The 18,689-nt window shown below is 44.4% G+C and carries 9 protein-coding genes; 3 read left to right on the top strand and 6 right to left on the bottom strand.

The annotated features are described in order from the left end of the window. Window positions 1-42: 42 nt before the first annotated feature. On the bottom strand, window positions 43-1,059 hold the full coding sequence (galE, locus tag J8L98_RS11170; protein WP_210996481.1) for a UDP-glucose 4-epimerase GalE: 1,017 nt from the start codon (window positions 1,057-1,059) through the stop codon (window positions 43-45). Window positions 1,060-1,133: 74 nt separating this feature from the next. After that, window positions 1,134-1,997: a hypothetical protein gene (locus J8L98_RS11165; RefSeq protein ID WP_247682526.1), complete on the bottom strand. Its 864-nt coding sequence runs from the start codon at window positions 1,995-1,997 to the stop codon at window positions 1,134-1,136. A 127-nt stretch (window positions 1,998-2,124) separates the two neighbouring features. Here J8L98_RS11165 and J8L98_RS11160 point away from each other — a divergent pair, with 127 nt between their 5' ends. From J8L98_RS11160 to yjjG, 3 genes are all read left to right on the top strand, one after another. Continuing rightward, window positions 2,125-3,024: a phosphoribulokinase gene (locus J8L98_RS11160; protein WP_210996480.1), complete on the top strand. Its 900-nt coding sequence runs from the start codon at window positions 2,125-2,127 to the stop codon at window positions 3,022-3,024. A 454-nt stretch (window positions 3,025-3,478) separates the two neighbouring features. After that, window positions 3,479-4,018, top strand: a complete 540-nt coding sequence (yjjX, locus tag J8L98_RS11155; RefSeq protein WP_210996479.1) for an inosine/xanthosine triphosphatase — start codon at window positions 3,479-3,481, stop codon at window positions 4,016-4,018. A gap of 8 nt (window positions 4,019-4,026) precedes the next feature. After that, on the top strand, window positions 4,027-4,704 hold the full coding sequence (gene yjjG / locus J8L98_RS11150; protein ID WP_210996478.1) for a pyrimidine 5'-nucleotidase: 678 nt from the start codon (window positions 4,027-4,029) through the stop codon (window positions 4,702-4,704). 73 nt (window positions 4,705-4,777) lie between these two features. On the opposite strand, the gene rlmB is transcribed toward yjjG, so the two are convergent. The 4 genes from rlmB to J8L98_RS11130 form a co-directional block, all read right to left on the bottom strand. Continuing rightward, the gene (rlmB, locus tag J8L98_RS11145) at window positions 4,778-5,518 is read right to left on the bottom strand and encodes a 23S rRNA (guanosine(2251)-2'-O)-methyltransferase RlmB (RefSeq protein WP_210996477.1); all 741 of its coding nucleotides are present in this window, start codon (window positions 5,516-5,518) and stop codon (window positions 4,778-4,780) included. A gap of 5 nt (window positions 5,519-5,523) precedes the next feature. Continuing rightward, window positions 5,524-8,001 (bottom strand): ribonuclease R, encoded by a 2,478-nt coding sequence (gene rnr, locus J8L98_RS11140; protein WP_210996476.1) that lies wholly within the window; start codon window positions 7,999-8,001, stop codon window positions 5,524-5,526. 132 nt (window positions 8,002-8,133) lie between these two features. Next, complete coding sequence (locus tag J8L98_RS11135) at window positions 8,134-12,216, bottom strand: OmpA family protein (RefSeq protein ID WP_210996475.1); 4,083 nt, start codon at window positions 12,214-12,216, stop codon at window positions 8,134-8,136. Further along, a partial coding sequence (locus tag J8L98_RS11130) for an SdrD B-like domain-containing protein (protein WP_282098767.1) occupies window positions 12,209-18,689 on the bottom strand: 6,481 nt, incomplete at its 5' end. The genes J8L98_RS11130 and J8L98_RS11135, both read right to left, overlap by 8 nt.

The raw sequence follows: 18,689 nt of genomic DNA, 5'->3' as shown, positions 1-18,689 counted from the left end.
AACATGGGGCTTTATTTGAATTGTCGACCTGCAAAAATACGTTTATGCGCTATAGCCTTGTGGGTTACCACTTTGCCAGCGCCATGTATCTTGCATCATCTCGTCAATACCACGCTCAGCTTGCCAGTTAAGTTCCGTACGAGCTTTCTCTGGGGCTGCATAGCAGGCCGCGATATCACCTTCTCTACGCGGTGAAATCGTATAAGGCACCGCTTTATCAGAAGCCGCTTCAAATGCCTGCACCATTTGTAACACTGAATAGCCATTACCTGTGCCTAGATTATAAATATGCACGCCACTATGACGGCTTATGTGTGTCAGCGCTTTTAAATGCCCTAAAGCCAAATCAACCACGTGAATGTAATCGCGTACACCCGTGCCATCCACTGTGTCATAGTCGTTGCCAAACACCCCTAAGCTTTCTAGCTTACCTACAGCCACTTGCGCAATATACGGCAGCAAATTATTCGGGATACCATTAGGGTCTTCACCAATGCGTCCAGATTCATGTGCCCCAACAGGGTTAAAGTAACGCAATATAGCAAAAGCCCAGCGCGAGTCTGACTTAGCCACATCTTGTAAAACCATTTCAACCATTAATTTAGACGTACCATAGGGGTTAGTCGTGCCCCCCACTGGGAAATCTTCACGAATTGGTAAACTCGCAGGATCGCCATATACCGTCGCCGACGAACTAAACACCAACTTAAATACGCCAGCATCCCGCATCGCATCCAGTAAGGTTAATGTGCCCTGTACGTTGGTTTGATAATACTCAACCGGCTTACGAACAGACTCACCTACCGCCTTTAAGCCTGCAAAATGAATAACCTGATCAATCGTATGCTGTTGAAAAACGTTATCTAGAAAAGCTTTATCTAAAATATCACCTTGATGAAATACTACGTCTTTACCCGTGATATCTTTCACGCGGGTGAGCGACTCTGAAGATGAATTACACAGATTATCAACCACCACAACCTGCTCACCTTCATTCAAAAGCTCTAAAACAGTATGTGATCCAATATACCCTGCACCACCTGTAACTAAAATAGCCATACCTTGCCTTATCTTTATCATTCATGATACTTGCTGCGTATTTTAGACAACAAGCCTGCTTTTTTCAGCAATAATTAACGCTTCTTACAAACAAATGCCACTTTCCCAGCACGGTGACTCAATCGTGTTACCTGCGTTTTGCAATACTGGGTTAAGTTCATCCACTGTGATACCGCTTTGGGAGAAGTGATAGAGCGCATGTAAATTCGATTATTCACCGCATAGGCAACAGTGTCATCATCTAACCAGGTGTAATCTCGCACTGGTTTAGGTAACACAAAATGTGATGTCACCAATTCTGTTTTTGGTGAATAAGTTGCCAGCCATAGTTGATTATTTTTATTGTAAGTAAATGAATAAACCTGCTTGGCTTTATTAAACGCTAAGCTTCTATCAATGTCTTTAGCAACTAACTTAGGTAAATGACCATTGGTATCTGTGAAGTGCAGTTCATGTGGCGTACCTAACACAAATAACATCACATCTTGCTGTGCACCCCACACGTGATAGCCCACAGGATCTATATGTGCCAATAAAGGCGTTGCTTTACGAGCGCTATCAAATGGATAAAACCAAAGCCGCTGCTTACCTGTACTTTCAACCACAATGGTTGATAGGCCGTCATCGTGAGGGTATAAAGTCGGTGAATATTCCGAGACGGGGGAATTGGTCAGGTTACGCGTTTGCTGCGTGGTGAAGTCATAGAAAAACAAATCTGTTTGACTGCCCTCTTGCGTGCTTAACTCTTTGGTAAAATACACGCCGTTATCGGTTGTAAGGGGCTGATTATGGTAACTATCATCCGACGTAATGGCTTTCACTTTAACACCTTGCGCCGTTTTTTCAGCCACAAACAATTGGCTACTTGGCATGGCTGAAATGGCATGAATACTGGTAAATGCACACCACAGCGTGCTGATAAAAACTAGAACCTTCATAATATTCCCTGTCTTTTTTTGCCTATGATAACCACTTGCTAAACAAAGCACAAAGCTTGCTATCTTGCCGGCATCAGGTAACATCAATTTCACAAACGTTCCCAATTACTGAGATCATGAGGCGAATATGTCGCAAAAACATCCGATAATAGCCATTACAGGTAGCTCTGGTGCAGGAACAACTACCACCACCAATGCTATCAAACATATCTTTCGTAGTCTTGATGCCAATGCTGCATTGATTGAAGGGGACAGCTTTCACCGTTATACCCGCCCAGAAATGGATAAGCTCAAACGTGAAGCATTACAAGAAGGCAAACACATCAGCTACTTTGGCAAAGAAGCCAATGACTTTTGTGCACTAGAGGAGCTTTTTGACAATTATGGTCAGCTCGGTGAAGGTCGGGTTCGCCGGTATTTGCATACTTTTGATGATGCTGTGCCGTATAATCAGCTGCCCGGTACATTTACACCCTACCAGCAGCTAGATAAAAATACCGATGTGCTTTTTTATGAGGGGCTCCATGGGGGCGTAGTAACACAAGAACATGACGTTGCTAAACACGTCGATTTACTCATCGGTATGGTGCCAATTATCAACCTTGAGTGGATCCAAAAAATGATCCGTGACACCAACGAACGAGGCCATTCACGCGAAGCCGTGATGAGTTCAATTGTGCGCAGTATGGATGATTACATTACCCACATCACCCCCCAATTCTCACGCACCCATATCAACTTTCAACGAGTGCCGACAGTCGACACGTCAAACCCATTTAGCGCCAAAGATATCCCCTCTTTAGATGAAAGTTTTGTGGTGATCCGCTTTCGTGGTATCGACGACGTTAATTTTCCCTATTACCTGCAAATGATAGAAGGCAGTTTTATGTCAAGAATGAACACCCTTGTCGTACCAGGTGGGAAAATGGGCTTAGCAATGGAGCTAGTATTAACCCCGCTTATCAAAGACCTATTACTCAAAAAGCGCGCCTTAGAAAGCATGGGACAGGTCGACTTACCTATTTAACCTCAGCTCTGGATAAGCGAATTTGCCCAATAAAGCTATTTTTCTCACTCTCGGCGTTGCTTTCATTTGTAGTAGCCCGCTATTACTGCATAAAAGCGCCTTGATATTGAACAAAATATCATCATTGAATTGTACGTAAGTTTATTTATAAAACATTTTCTATTCCAAAACCCTTACTCAAATCTGAGGTTAATTAACCTCAGCTCTGGATAAGCGAATTTGCCCAATAAAGCTATTTTCCTCACTCTCGGCGTTACTTTCATTTGTAATAGCCCGCTATTACTGCATAAAAGCGCCTTGATATTGAGCAAAATATCATCATTGGATTGTACGTATGTTTGTTTTCAAAACACTTTCTATTCCAAAACCCTTATCCAAACCTGAGGTTATTTAACTTGCGGGTAAATAATACCAAGCTTACACTGTTTGCTCTTTTGTACCGCACGAGATTTCAATGACACAGTTAAGCATCTTAGTTGGCTCGCAAAACCCAATAAAAATAAATGCTGCAAAGCAGGTTTTTAGCAATTACTTTCCTGATAAGACTATCCATTGCGAAGGGCTGCATGCACCTTCTTTGGTGCCTGAACAACCGTTAGGGGAAGAACAAACACGGCTTGGCGCGCAAAATAGGGTCGAGTATTTAATGCAGCATCACAAAGCTGATTATTACTGTGCAATGGAAGGTGGCGCACACCAATTTAGCTATGGGCCAGCCACATTTGCTTATGTCGTAATAGCCAATTTACAGCACACCAGTGTTAACCGCAGCAGTAACCTACCGCTTCCTCAAGTGATTTTTGACGCACTGATCGCAGGAGAGGAACTTGGACCTGTGATGGACAAAACTTTCAACACCACCAACATAAAGCAAAAAGGCGGTGCGATTGGTTTACTTACCAACAACTTAGCAACCCGTGAAGGCACTTACACACAAGCCTTGACCCTTGCTATGGCGCCTTTCATTCACGCGGAACTATTCAACAATCAATAAAGGGTACTATGAAATACACGCATATTTTATTTGATGCCGATGAAACTCTGTTTAGCTTTAATTCATTTGCTGGGCTGCAAGCCATGTTCATACAATATGGGGTCACGTTTACTACTGAACACTTTACAGAATATCAGCAGGTCAACGCACCATTATGGCTGGATTATCAGGCAGGCCGTATCGATGCCAAAACATTACAAGTTACTCGCTTTTCATCGTGGGCCAACAAGCTCAATGTACCTGCGGAGCAACTCAACGAAGGGTTTTTAACGGCAATGGCTGCAATTTGTGAACCTTTACCCGGTGCGCGCGAATTATTAACCCTGTTACAGGGTAAAGCCAAGCTAGGGATCATTACCAATGGGTTTGCAGCGTTACAGCAACGTAGATTGGCTCACACCGGTCTTACTGAACACTTTGAGCACTTGGTTATTTCTGAGCTAGTCGGCATTGCAAAACCAGACCCCAAGATTTTCCAACACACTTTATCGCTTTTTGGTGAGCCAAATAAATCTAAAGTACTGATGGTCGGTGATACCCCGAGTAGCGACATTTTGGGTGCTAACCAGTTTGGTATTGACAGCTGCTGGTTACAGCACCAGAATCAATCATGCCCAACAGACATAAAGCCTACTTATACTGTGCGCTCATTGGCTGAATTAGCCCGTTTGCTGGCTGAGGAATAGTGAGGTAACACAAGGGAAAAAAGATAATGAGGTCAGAGTAATCTCTAACCTCATGAATAACACTGTCTGTGAGTTAGACCGCGTTACGTTGACGCAACACTTCAAACAAACACACTCCAGTTGCCACTGACACGTTCAAACTTGATACCGTGCCAACCATAGGAATTTTCACTAAAATATCGCAATGTTCACGGGTTAAACGGCGCATGCCGTCTCCTTCTGCCCCCATGATGATTGCAATTGGACCCGTTAAGCTTGCATCAAACACATGAGTGTCTGTTTCACCCGCCGTACCAGCAACCCAAACTCCCGCCTCTTTAATATCACGCAAGGTACGAGCAAGGTTGGTGACTTGGATCAAAGGCACCGTTTCTGCGGCCCCACAGGCCACTTTACGAGCTGTGCCGGTTAATTTAGCCGACTTATCTTTTGGTACGATCACGCCATGGACACCCGCAGCATCAGCACTACGTAAACAAGCGCCGAGGTTATGCGGATCAGTGACGCCATCTAATACTAAAAAGAAGGGGTTTTCTTCTCTGGCAATGATGTCATCTAAATCACGTTCGCTGTAAGTACGCGCCGCTTTCACATTGGCAATAATACCTTGATGTTGTTCACCTTTTGATTTGTTATCTAACGCTTTACGCTGCATAAACTGCACCGAAATACCAAATCTACGAGCTTCATTAATGATGGGGTTTAAGCGTTTATCTTCACGCCCTTTTAATGCGTAGATCTCTAAAAAGCGCTCAGGTTCTTTGTTCAAAATGGCTTCAATAGAATGAAAACCATAAATTAATTCATTACTCACTGCGTTTATGCTCCAGTGCTTTTACGTTTACGGGCGTTTTTACCAGGCCGCTTTGCTTTGGCTTTTTTGGCTTTAGGTTTAGCTTTGCCTTTAGTCACTTCAGCACTCGACGATTTCGCTTTTTTCAGCTTACCTTTCGGCGTGGTCTTTTTACCCTTACTCGGCTTTTTAGACGGCTTACTCTGCTCATCTTGCTGGTCTTTGCCGGGGATTTTACCTGCTTTTAGCTGTGAACGCACACTACTTGGCGCATGTTGTTTTGATTGAGTCTGTGGTTTTGCACGTCGACGTGCGTATCTATCAGGTACCGTCTCTCCCGCCAATACCAAGTTAACTCGACGCTCGTCTAAGCTCACAGACGCAACAGTCACAGTAAGCTTATCACCCAAACGGAAAACTGAGTGAGAGTGCTCACCAATTAGGGTATGTTTGGCCCCATCATATTGATAGTACTCTTGCCCCAAGTTAGAAACATGGATTAAGCCATCAATTTGTAAGTCATCTAAGCGAACAAATAAGCCAAAGTTGGTCACTGACGACACCACCCCAGAGAATTCATCTCCTACATGATCTTGCATATATTCACATTTGAGCCAATCAGCCACTTCTCGGGTCGCATCATCAGCACGTCGTTCAGTGGTCGAGCATTGCTCACCTAACCTATCGACTTCATCATTTTCGTAAACATAGGCACCCGATGTTTGCTGGCCTTGGCCTGCTAATATACCTTTAATCGCACGATGAACCACTAAATCAGGGTAACGGCGGATAGGCGATGTAAAATGCGCGTACGCCGACAGCGCGAGTCCATAGTGTCCAATGTTATCAGCCTGATACACGGCTTGCTTCATAGAGCGTAATAACATGGTCTGGATCAATTCTTTTTCTGGGCGGTCACCCAATTGTGCCAGCGCCGCCGTTAACTCTTTTGGCTCAGGGTCGTTAGGCAATAAGCTTTCAATACCTAAGTCGTTTAAAAACTGTCTAAAGTGACTGAGTTTTTCTTGATCCGGCTCATCGTGAATACGATATAGCGCGGGTGCTTCATGTTTTTCTAATAATTTAGCCGCTGACACATTGGCTAAAATCATACATTCTTCAATCAGCTTATGCGCATCGTTGCGTACCAAGGGCACAATAGACTCAATTTTACGATGGGCGTTAAACACAAAGCGTGTTTCAACAGTTTCAAACTCGATGGCGCCACGAGTCTGACGTGCTGACTTCAGTGCCATGTACATTTGCTGTAAATCAGTCAAATGCGGCACAATCGCGGCATATTGTTCACGCAGTATTTCATCACCTTGCAAAATAGCATGCACTTTAGTGTAGGTAAGGCGCGCATGAGAATTCATGATCGCTTCACAAAAACGATAACCAGACAGCTTACCCGCTTCGGATACTGTCATTTCTGCTACCATGCATAAGCGGTCGACTTCTGGATTCAGTGAACACAGTCCATTCGACAGCACTTTAGGAAGCATCGGGATCACTTGCTCAGGAAAATACACTGAGTTACCGCGTTCAATGGCTTCTTTATCCAGTGCACTACCTTTTGGTACATAATGAGACACATCGGCAATGGCGACCCATAAGCGCCACCCGCCTGATTTTTTGCGTTCGCAATAGACCGCATCATCAAAGTCGCGGGCATCTTCACCATCAATGGTGACTAACGGTAGCTCGCGTAAATCAACCCGCCCGGCTTTATCTGCTTCTTCAACAAACTCACCATGTTTCGCTACTTGCTCTAACACCGCTTCTGGCCATACATGCGGAATGTCGTGATTACGCAACGCCACTTCAATTTCCATGCCTGGCGCCATGTGGTCGCCGAGCACTTCAAGTACTTTACCCACCGCATTCATTTGTCGGCTTGGACTTTGTGTGATCTCAACCTGCACCATTTGATTATGGCGCGCACCATTTTCACTGCCTGGCAATATAATAATGTCTTGGGTAAGACGCGGATCTTCTGGCACCACAACGGCCGTACCATGCTCAACGAAATAGCGCCCAACAATTGGTGCACGCTCACCCGCGAGTACTTTTATAATGCGCGCTTCTACTTTACCGCCAGAACCACGGCTTGCTGCTTTGGCTAAAACAATGTCGCCGTGCAAAACCATATTCATTTGATGTTTTGCAACAAACCAGTCTTTAGGTTCGCCTTCCACCACCAAAAATCCAAAGCCATCACGATGCCCGATCACTCGACCTTTAACCAACCCATCATCGGTTGGGATCACATAACGTTTAAACTTATTGAAATGTAATTGACCGTCACGTTCCATTGCGCGCAAACGACGTTTAAAGGCTATTTGCCGCTCTGATTCGAATACATTCAAATCACTACAGAGGTGACTAAAGGTGGCCGCTTTTGCTGACACTTTTTTAATGTGCTCTAAAATAAATTCACGGCTGGGAACTGGGTTTTCGTATTTATCTTGCTCTCGGCTAAGGTAAGGATCCTGTTTTGACATTCACTATCTTGTTAATGGAGTTATGTCGTTATTTTAACCCAAAATCGAACAATGAGACAGCCGCAGACAATGAAAGTTTTGTGTAGCCCAGTAGCACTGCTAACATACCGACTGGGCCAGTGCGTTTATTTGTTAAAATTTGCCGGTTAAATTGATAAACCAACCTTTTGAGTCATAATCAAAATCCGTTAAATCATCAGAGAACTCGGTAAAATTATAACCAATACCCACTTTCATATGCTCGCCGACATGGCGATGAATGGCTGCAAGTGCACCGCTGCGCTCGTCTTGCGCACGATCGACAGCTAAATTACGCCACTCTATGGTTGCATCCCAGTTATGTGCTAAGTGATAGTCTGCTCTGAGTACATGCAGCTGAGCAGTTGAGTCAAACCAAGGTCCTGCGTCGCGCCCTAATCGCACCTCTCCTGTACGCTGAGCAAACTTAGCACCCACTCGCCAACGCGAAGTTAAGCGGTAATTCACATCAACTGACCATACCGTGCTACGTTGCTGTGGGGTGTTATCTAAGCCAATGCCATTGAGTTGCTGCGCGGGTGCTAAATCTTCTAAATAAGTCACACTCGCCATCGCGGACCAAAGGCTTGCTTCTATAGGACGATAAGCAAATCCTAACTGAAACTCCGTAAAGTCACTGTTTAAGCCACTATTTTCAGTTTCAGCATTACTCTCACTTATTGCCGTATCAAAACGTAACTGCGCTCGCCAATCAGGTGACAACTTAGCGGTAAAGTTATGCCGCATCAGCCAGTTAGTACGCTGCTCATCATCAGTGCTGTCTTGGCGGTATTCTAGCGCGCCCGACCAGCGCAGGCCTTGGTGTAAATACCCTACCCCTAACGTGACACTGTCTCGCGCCAATTGACCTTGCTCAAATAAATCTATGTCGCCATCTTCAAAGCCAACCTGCACTTGCCAACGTTCGTTAATGCTATGCTCAACGCCATAAGCGTGCGTGATGCCCGTTTGACGATCATCTTTTTGGAATTGTTGCTCACCATACACACTGGTTGAATCACTAAAACGATGCCGAGCGCCCGTTACCCATTGACGCTGTTGACGAGAATTGAATAAATCATCTCCGTCTGGGTCTAATTGATAATTGAGATACACATTTCCTAACGCGCTGTAAGCATAATCAACCCCAGCAACAGCCGCAAAGCCTTGCTTTCCTTGAGATGTTTCGCCTTTGAATGTGATCGCTTCAGAAATCTGAACCTCTCCCCCAAAGCCAATTCGATCATTGGCCTGACGCGTTACTTCTTTATCGAGTGTGCCTTGCACAAACCCATACGCTAACCAGTCTGTTTTAGGATTATATTGCAGTTGTACAGCTACATCCGTGCGCTGACCTTCATCTGCTTGCCCTACCACAAGTGCATTTGCAGATGATACAGCATGTAGCTGCTCACGCTTATCCATGCGGATCCCTGTGCTCACTTGCCATTGCTCAGTCAATTCGTGTGCAATGTCTAGTTCAGCCGCTTGGCGATGATAACGTGCTTTCACCTTATTCTCGTCAGCTTTAAGTTTAACCTGCGTATCTGCTGTTGCTTGCCAAGTTAATAAAACCCCAGCGGTTTGTGCTTCATCGGCATTGACTTGACCAAGCCCCGCAAAACCTTGTTGTAGCTTTTGCCAATACACATTGACTTTGCCATCGTTATTTAACCCTAATTCGTGCCATGGAGAGGCAGCTTCAACACGCATTCCTTGTGCATTCGTTGGCGTGTCAGCAGAGTGTGTATTATCAAAACTAAAGCCACCATTAAAAGTGCTTAACGCACTCGCAATACCTTGTGTTTCAGCCGCTTCAACTTTCACATAACTGTGTTCACTGTGCCGATATATCGCATCCAAACCATATAAGTTATCATCATATTCATCGAGCTTTTGCTGACGTACTGTTGCGCCGATTTGCACTTTGTCGTTTAACCATTGGCTAATACGGCCACCATAGGTCAAATTATTCAGCTGCGAAAATCCTGCGCTGTATTCATAATTAGCGATTAAATAGGTGGGGTTGTTATCTAAGCTCGCGGCACGGACCAATAAGTCATCAAATTCAAATGACGACAAAGGTTTGGTGAGCAATATACGCCCTTGCAAAGCATCAATATCATAATCTTGCCCAGCCACTAATGCTCGACGTACTAACACTAACCCAGAGATTTTATCTCGTACTTCAACGGCTACTTGCTCAGAGCCAATGACAATATCTTGATGTTGAAGGTAATAAAGCGAGCCTCCGGTGGCCCTATGCGTTTCATAGGCTGGCAAAGTTTCAGCTTCAGCGACAAATAACTCGGCACCCGCGGTACTTTCACCAAACTGTGTTACATCAGCACTCACATACTTTGCCTGTAGACCGTATAAGCCACGCTCTACTCGGCTTAACTCTGTATCGCTTATTTGCGTGTTAAAGTTACCCCATAAAACCTGATTATCATCTTTGGCAATTTTTAAATACAGCTTACCATTACTGGGCGCATCATCTCGTGTGGTTGAGTCATCACCAAATTCACTAGGATGGGCTTGCTCTTCCAAACGCCTGAATAAGCTTTTAGGATCTTTTTGATGAATGTTCGAAAATAGCTCGTTAAGAGGCGCTTCACGGGTATCTAATCGCGCTGTTACTTGATACTCGTCTTGCCATTTTCCTGTAATGTAGCCAGCCAAACGCCCGTCAGCAAATAACTCACCATCTTTATGTTGAGTTTTATTGAGTAAATCAACCGGTCCATTATGGCTATTTTGTCCAACCGTTAAGTCAGCCATCGCTACATAAAACCAATCACTTTTTGGTAGCGCTAAATCACGGTGGATCAAAGTACCATTGCCATCATCATCCAAAACAGCCACTTCAGCACGATGAAAGCCGGAACGAACAATTTGCTGATGGACAAATTTACGCTCGCGGGTGATAGCCACCACACGACCTAAAAAGAACACATGGTGCTGCTCTGGCACTTGCTCGCCATATAACGTCAGCGTGCCTCCTGCTACTTTGATATTTTGCTTTTCTAATTGAGACTTGCCATAGCTTGTCAGTAAGTAGCCTGTTACTTTTTCTGGCTCTACCGCAAATTTAGGCCGAAAGTCTGCACTATTGAGCACTGTTTCGTCGAAGCGGCCGCTATTGTCATACACTCTCAATCGGTACGCTAAGCTCATCCCTAATAAGTTACCGGGTAAACGCCACTTCCCCTCCAAATTATCATTGAGTGACACCTTACTGAGTACCTGCTGATCATCCGGCGCCATAACCAAGACTTCTGCATATTTTATAAAGCTGCTGTAGTTACTGTAACCCTTTAAATGCATCATCAAGGTATTACCCGATTGGGTTAATGCATGTTGAATACTGAGCTTAGGCAGTGCCTCAAGTGGATCGTATTTCAATTGCAGCTGCATTTTTTTAAGCGCCACATCTGCACAGCGCTGTTGATCAGCATTATTGGCGCTATCACCAGACGCAAACGGTTGCCCATCCAGTGTAATCGCCATTGCAGGTTGTGGTAATAGCGCGTTGTCACATATCAGCTGTCGTTGTGGCCCAGCTTGTATCACTGTTTTGGTTGTGGTTTTTTCTTCAACATACACCGCTATTACTTCAACACGGCGATTTCGCGCCATGCCCGCTAAGGTGGCGTTACTGGCAATGGGTTCGCGATTTGAACGGCCAACAGTGGTAGTCGTATCACTTTTTAGCCCTAATTGCTGGCGGAAGTAGCCAGCCACAATATCCGCTCGATGCTCTGACAGGCCCTGATTGGTTTTATAAATTTTCTTCGCATTCGGGCTGAGCCGTTGGCTGTCAGCATGGCCAATGAAGTGTAATTTTAATTGTTTTTTTCCGCGAAGCTGACCAATAATAAAATCCATTTCTTGTTTTGTTGAGCCGGTTAGAAAGTGCTTTCCTGACACAAAACGAATCGCAGAATCTTTCACATAATTGACTTCTTTGGCGACTTGCTCTGTCTGTGTTTGCTCTACCTCTTTGTCACTGACGGGCGCTAGCGCGTGTAGCACAAAGTGTTTTTGTACTAATTGCTGCTCAGTATTACTGGCAACATCCGGATTACGTGCAGTGTTATTTTCTAAGCTTGCGGCATATGCCAAATTATTTATGTTGCAGCTTAACGCAATCAAAACTGAAACCGATACAGGGTTTAAAGCACGTAATTTAATCATGGGGAACCCCTTTTTTCGCGCTCTGGGGCTGCGAAAATACCGATTCAACTATTTCTTCTTCCACAGTCAAGGTGTGATCCTTATTGCTGTCTTGCCATTGCTCAACAAGCCATTCTTTTAGATGCGCAACACGCTGTTGCGCTATCTCATAACCTTCATTTTTATCATCACGGTATGCCAGTCTTATCACCACATCGGTTGCTGCAACGGCATCCAGTAGTTGATTTAACTGCGCCCGATAGTTTGCTTTGATCTGTCCATTTTCAAATGCTTCATCACTTAATTGAATACGTGCCACACGATGAATGCTGGCAGCAAAATTAGCTTCCACATTTTTACCTCGCGTAAGACGCACTACTCGAGGGTTTTCTGTCGTCACCCGATACCCTGACGGTAAGCTGCGCGTATCAACTTTAATGATAAAGTTGCTACCACGACTTTGATGTGGCACATCGGCACACGCAAGGTGATAGCGACCATATTGATCTGTGGTGATCCAAAGCCCTTGTGCTGTGGCTAATTTAACGGCTGGTAAGCCAGGTTCTTGGGGGTCATGAATGCCATTACGGTTCATATCGTCAAATACTTGCCCAGTTAAATCACTACAATCCATGATTGAGTCAGGGATCACACGCACTGTTGCACTGGCGATATTTGAAATGCGCTTGGTATTTAGACCATTAAATTGACCGCCACTAAACTCAGCCCATGCTTGGTTGACAAACTTGCCTTCACTCACGCCTGCACCAACCACAACCAGTAAATCAATCAGCACACTTTGCTGGGGTAACAAAGTACGTGCATTCCAACGTAACTGACGACCGATTTGTTGTGGTTCAAATGCCTGCCCATCAATACGGGCACTCCCTGCTACGTATTTAAACCCAGCTGGTAATTGATCAATAAAATCAACAGGATTGATGCTGATTTCAGTACGATTATGTATGGCTATTTGATACGGGATAAGCTCACCTATCACCACATCTTGTTTCAGTGCTTTTTTACTGACTTGCACCATACTTTCATCATAGGGATCTAATGGAATATGGTTATTTACCACATTACCTGATGGCAGTTTTGGCTGAATGAAAAAGCGGGTGTAGTACTGGGTTGAATCCATTGCGGCATAAATACCTTGTGAATCGCTAGGGCATGCCAAAGGATCATGTTTTACCGCCGCTAATGTCGGCGCCGTATTTACTCTATGTACCGTCACAGGTAATTCATGGGCACCGACTTTCAGCTGCGCATCACATACCGGTAACTGTTTTGACAGGCCGCTATAATAACCACTCGGTGAAGTTACTTCTAAGCGGTATTCTCCAGCTGGCGCTTGTGCAAATAATAAGAATTGATAAAAACCATCATCTCCAGTGGTTTGCTCAACATTCGGCTGCCCACCCACCAGGTGTAAATCAGGATCAAACCCAACTGGGCCTGTGATCTCAATTTTTGCACCTTGTATTGGCGTACGTGAATTGACATCGTAAATCACCCCTGATGGATCAACTGGAAGAGATTGCTCAGACACATGCTCTCCGGCACTGAGCACAATATTTAAAATAGTGCCTTTGTCTGTATTGGTATCAGGATCATTTGATACTGGAATGCCATAAATCACGCCTCCCTGAGGATGACGAAAACGCACTTCGTATACCCCCACAGGTAAACCTTCAAATCGATATTTACCATTTTGATCTGACTCAACCACAGCCAAAGGTTCAGAGTCTAGCTCATTGGCCTCACCATTTAATTGATCTGGTAATAACTCAACTAACCAACCAGCTTGACCATTACCGTCATCATCAGAACGGTTGTGGTTATTATCTTGCCACACGGCACCACTGATCGCAGCAGGATCCATTAACTGCTCGCCAAAATTATACGATGTAGCATCGGTAATATGACGCTCAATGATGATTTCACTGATTTGGTCGTCACCAATTCTAGGCGCAACCACTCCCCCAATACTGCCAGCGGCTTCTTTACCATCTTGGGTATTGTCAGGTTGCGTTTCTGTCAACTCAAAGCCATTTTGATCTGACAAGGGTAAATTACGGATCTGATAACGACCATAACGATCTGTGGTTGTGGTACGTGACACACTCTGATTGTTTAAATCAATACCTGAAATATGAATCGCTACATCGCTTAAACCTACTTCTGAACGCTGTTGCTCACCATCATCATTCAAATCAACATAAACCGTGCCGCCAATATGACTGCCACGCTCAGCAAAGTTATACCCAATGCCATGCTCTCCCAGCCCCAGAGTTATATTTAAAAAACCATCATTTTGCAGATTGCCGCCAAGAGAACCCAATTGCTCTTTCCCATCCAGCCAAGCTGTTGGATGTGTTTGAATTACCTGATAAACACCTGGGCGTAAATAATCAAACAGGAACACCCCTTGATCATCACTGGTCGTGACTATTTCTACCGCTTCATTATCCGTTGTTACTCCTGACAGTGTCAGGGTAACACCACTAATCCCGATAGTTTCAGTGTCATCAAGCAGGCCATTTTCATCACTGTCTACCCAAACGGTGCCGCCAATTGACGCCTTAGGTAATTCAGCAAAATCGAAATACGCATAGTTTTTTGTGCCTAACAACTGAGGTGTGGTGATAATATCTTGGCCTTTAGAGTTGGCGACCAATTGTGCCATCGCCATTTCTTGGCCATCCACGTACTGCTCAGGTTGCTGCTGTTCAATCACATACCCTTGTGCTGAGCTCGGGGCTAAATCAGTAAATTGGTACTCACCTAATTCATTAGTTAGCGTGTCATGCTTAACCGCTTCGCCACGATAATCATTCCCTGATAGCGTGATCAATACCTCACTAATGGCAAGCGCTTGATATTCATTTTTACTTAATAGTGCAGGTAGTTTGGCATCATCATCCATATCAACGAATACCCTACCTTGCAGTTCAATAGCGTAGCGTTCCGTAAAGTGATTATTAACTAAGTCACTTCCTGGCCAAACTTGGTTAAGCGAAATTACGTCCGTTTGATCACTGTCGGCAATACGCTGACCGCCTAAAGCATCAAAGTTATCAGCGTAATTATTGGGCTGAACTTGACTCAGTTGGTAGCCTTGTTCATTACTTGGTGGTAACTCAGTGAATTGATAAAAGCCGCTTGCATTGGTTTGCACTGATAATTCAATGGCTTCGCTATTGATACTGATACCACGTAACGTTATAGCGACGTTCGAAATACTGCGCTCCTCTGAGCTAAATAACAAATTATCGTCAGTATCGACAAACACTGAGCCACTAACTTTTGACAACGCTAATTCAGCAAACACCAAGCTATCAACATCTTGCGAGGAGTCGAGTACAATATTAAACACATCATTTTCACCAGTTTGAATTTGCCCTGCGAGAGACTCTCGACCATCATACCAGCCAGTAGGCTGTAGCTGCTGAATTTGATAGCCTCGCGTATCACTTGCAGGTAAGCGCTCAAACTTAAACTCGCCATTTTCATCGCTGGTCAAGTTGCGGCTCACACTCTGCCCATAACGTGATGTACCCGTCAGCTTAATCTCAACATTAGCAATGCCAAGTTCACTGCCTTGTTGTAAACCATCATGATTAACATCACTTATCACCACACCGCTGATACTTGAGTTAGCTTGCTCTAATTCAGTAAATAAGTAGCCGCTTTGCTGAGCACTTTGTGCAACAACAATATTGCTAATTTGATCATTCTCAACAGTTATTGCGCCTTGTTTATAATCAAGGCCATCCAAATAGTCCGTGGGCTGAGATTGGAGCAAACGATACCCTGTTGGGTTCGAAGCATATAACTGCTCAAACTTAAACTCACCATTACTGTTGGTTACGGCCGTAGCTTGTACTGCACGGTCAAACACATCAGCGCCTTGCAGAGTCACTGTTACATTCTCTAAACCACTGTCTGAAGTGTCAAATTGGCCATTTTGTTGTTGGTCAACAAATACGCGCCCAGTTATTACCGCATCATTTACGGGTGCTAACTCCGTAAACTCTGCCGTTAATATATTACTGCCCGTTACACGCAACTGAGTAATAATATCGGTCTTGTCACTGTTGCTTACTAAGCTGTCTTTTACATAGTCTTTACCATCAAAGTGATATGCAGGTTGTACTTGGGTAAGTGTATAACCCTGGGCATCAGACGCATAAAGTTGTGCAAATGACGTTCTACCTTGACTATCTGTCAGCGCACTGAGATTTACATTTTCACCCAGTATATTCTTACCCGATAAAGATACTTCTGTATTCGCCAAAACTGAATCTATCGTATCCAACTGACCATTTTGATTTTGATCTGCAAACACAATGACATTGATAGAGCTATCGTTAGCAGGTAATTGTTCGGTTAAATCAACACGCGTCGTACTTGAGGTGGCAACACTGACTGTAACGACATCGTCAGGGTTGGTTTGTTTGGTATTATTAAGGTAGTCTGCGCCATCAACATATATCTCTGACTGCGTATGAGTAAGGCGATACCCCGCACTATTCGCAGCATATAGCTGTGTAAACTCAAACTGACCCTGACTGTCTGATGTCGTGCTATGTGCAACTTCATTATCAAATAAGTCTTTACCTGCCAATTTAATTACATTATCAGCTAGCGCTTTATCACTGCTATTAAGTTGACCGTCTTGCGCTACGTCGACAAAAATAGTGCCTGTAATTTTGGCATCATTAGCGGGTAATTGCTCAGTAAAATCTAACCGTATATGCGCTGAAGTCGCCAATGCCATATTATCAACGACATCACTTTTTTGGCTATTAATAATCGCTTTAGCAGCTAAGTAATCAATACCATCATTGTATAAAGAGGGGTGAACCTGCCTGACTGTATACCCTTGGCTATTCGAAGCAAATAAGTTATCAAATGCATAATTCCCCAACTGATCGGTAGTGGTTTTTAAATTCACCTCACGACCTAAAACATCTTGCCCTGAAAGGATCAGTTCAACGCCAGAAATATGTCTATCTTGTGACTGCTCAGCCCCATCTTGCGCGACATCAACATAAACTCGGCCACTGATCTTTGCCTCATTCTTAGGATGCTTTTCAGTAAATAAAACTGCGCCTTTCGCTAACGCAACCTGATGTAATTTAATGCCATCTTGCTCTTTAACCACAGCGCCCGATAGGTAATCTCGTCCATCTAAATAGACATCGACCTTTCCTTGCGACAGCCAATAGCCGTCAGGCGAGGGCTGGCGTAACCCTGTAAATACAAACTCACCATTATCATTTGACGTTGTACTTAATTTAATATCAAAGCCAAATTCATCTTTCCCTGACAACTCGAATGTAATATTTGCTAGGCCTTTATCACCGTTACCAAATACTTTATCTTGATTAACATCTAAAATCACTCGCCCTTCAAGCTGTAAACTTCCAGCATTGGCTTGCTCGGTAAAGACTACCTTACTTGGTTTACCCACCTTAATGACCTTCACCACATTTTTACCCGCATAGGTATTCTTTATGTCATCAAGATAATCTTGACCATCTTCGTAGCTGGGTGTATCACCGCGTGTCACAACATACCCGTCTGCATCCGGTTGGCGCAGCGTAGTAAAACTAAATGTACCATTACTGTCGGTGTTGGTGCTCAATGACACTGCGTTGCCGAATTCGTCTTTACCGCTCAGCGTGACCGCAAGGTGGGTGATCGCCAGATCTTTGCCTTCTTTAACACCATTTTGATTGCCATCAACAAACACCGCGCCTTCAACACGGGCTTCGCCTGCATTAGGCAGTTCGGTAAAGATCACCTTGCTTGGTTTACCTACTGTGCTGATCTTCACAGCGTTCTTACCCGCATAGGTATTCTTTATGCCATCAAGATAATCTTGCCCGTCTTCATAACTGGGTGTGTCTGCGCGCGTCACTACATACCCGTCTGAATCAGGTTGGCGCAGTGCGTCAAATTTGAACGCACCATTACTGTCGGTGTTGGTGGTCAATGAGACGCTATTACCGAATTCATCTTTACCGGTAAGCGTTACTACTAAGTTCGGGATCGCGAGATCTTGTGATTCTTTAACACCATTTTGATTGCCATCAACAAACACCGCGCCTTCAACACGGGCTTCACCCACATCAGCTAATTCAGTAAAGATCACCTTGCTTGGTTTACCCACTGTGCTGATCTTCACAGCGTTCTTACCCGCATGGGTATTCTTTATGCCATCAAGATAATCTTGCCCGTCTTCATAGCTTGGTGTATCACCGCGCGTCACCACATACCCGCCTGTATCGGGTTGGCGCAGTGCATCAAATTTGAACGCACCATTACTGTCGGTGTTGGTGGTCAATGAGACGCTATTACCGAATTCGTCTTTACCGCTTAGCGTAACTGCAAGGTTGGTGATCGCCAGATCTTGTGATTCTTTAACACCATTTTGATTGCCGTCAACAAACACCGCGCCTTCAACACGGGCTTCACCCACATCT

The sequence above is a fragment of the Pseudoalteromonas sp. MMG013 genome (assembly GCF_018100885.1).
GTDB lineage: Bacteria > Pseudomonadota > Gammaproteobacteria > Enterobacterales > Alteromonadaceae > Pseudoalteromonas > Pseudoalteromonas aurantia.
Note: the sequence above shows the minus strand (reverse complement) of the source record. Positions and strands in the feature narration are given on the sequence as shown.

What these genes read in the sequence shown, in the direction of transcription:
- galE (WP_210996481.1), bottom strand. Translation starts at nt 1,059, where the DNA reads ATGGCTATTTTAGTTACAGGTGGTGCAGGGTATATTGGATCACATACT.
- J8L98_RS11165 (WP_247682526.1), bottom strand. Translation starts at nt 1,997, where the DNA reads ATGAAGGTTCTAGTTTTTATCAGCACGCTGTGGTGTGCATTTACCAGT.
- J8L98_RS11160 (WP_210996480.1), top strand. Translation starts at nt 2,125, where the DNA reads ATGTCGCAAAAACATCCGATAATAGCCATTACAGGTAGCTCTGGTGCA.
- yjjX (WP_210996479.1), top strand. Translation starts at nt 3,479, where the DNA reads ATGACACAGTTAAGCATCTTAGTTGGCTCGCAAAACCCAATAAAAATA.
- yjjG (WP_210996478.1), top strand. Translation starts at nt 4,027, where the DNA reads ATGAAATACACGCATATTTTATTTGATGCCGATGAAACTCTGTTTAGC.
- rnr (WP_210996476.1), bottom strand. Translation starts at nt 8,001, where the DNA reads ATGTCAAAACAGGATCCTTACCTTAGCCGAGAGCAAGATAAATACGAA.
- J8L98_RS11135 (WP_210996475.1), bottom strand. Translation starts at nt 12,216, where the DNA reads ATGATTAAATTACGTGCTTTAAACCCTGTATCGGTTTCAGTTTTGATT.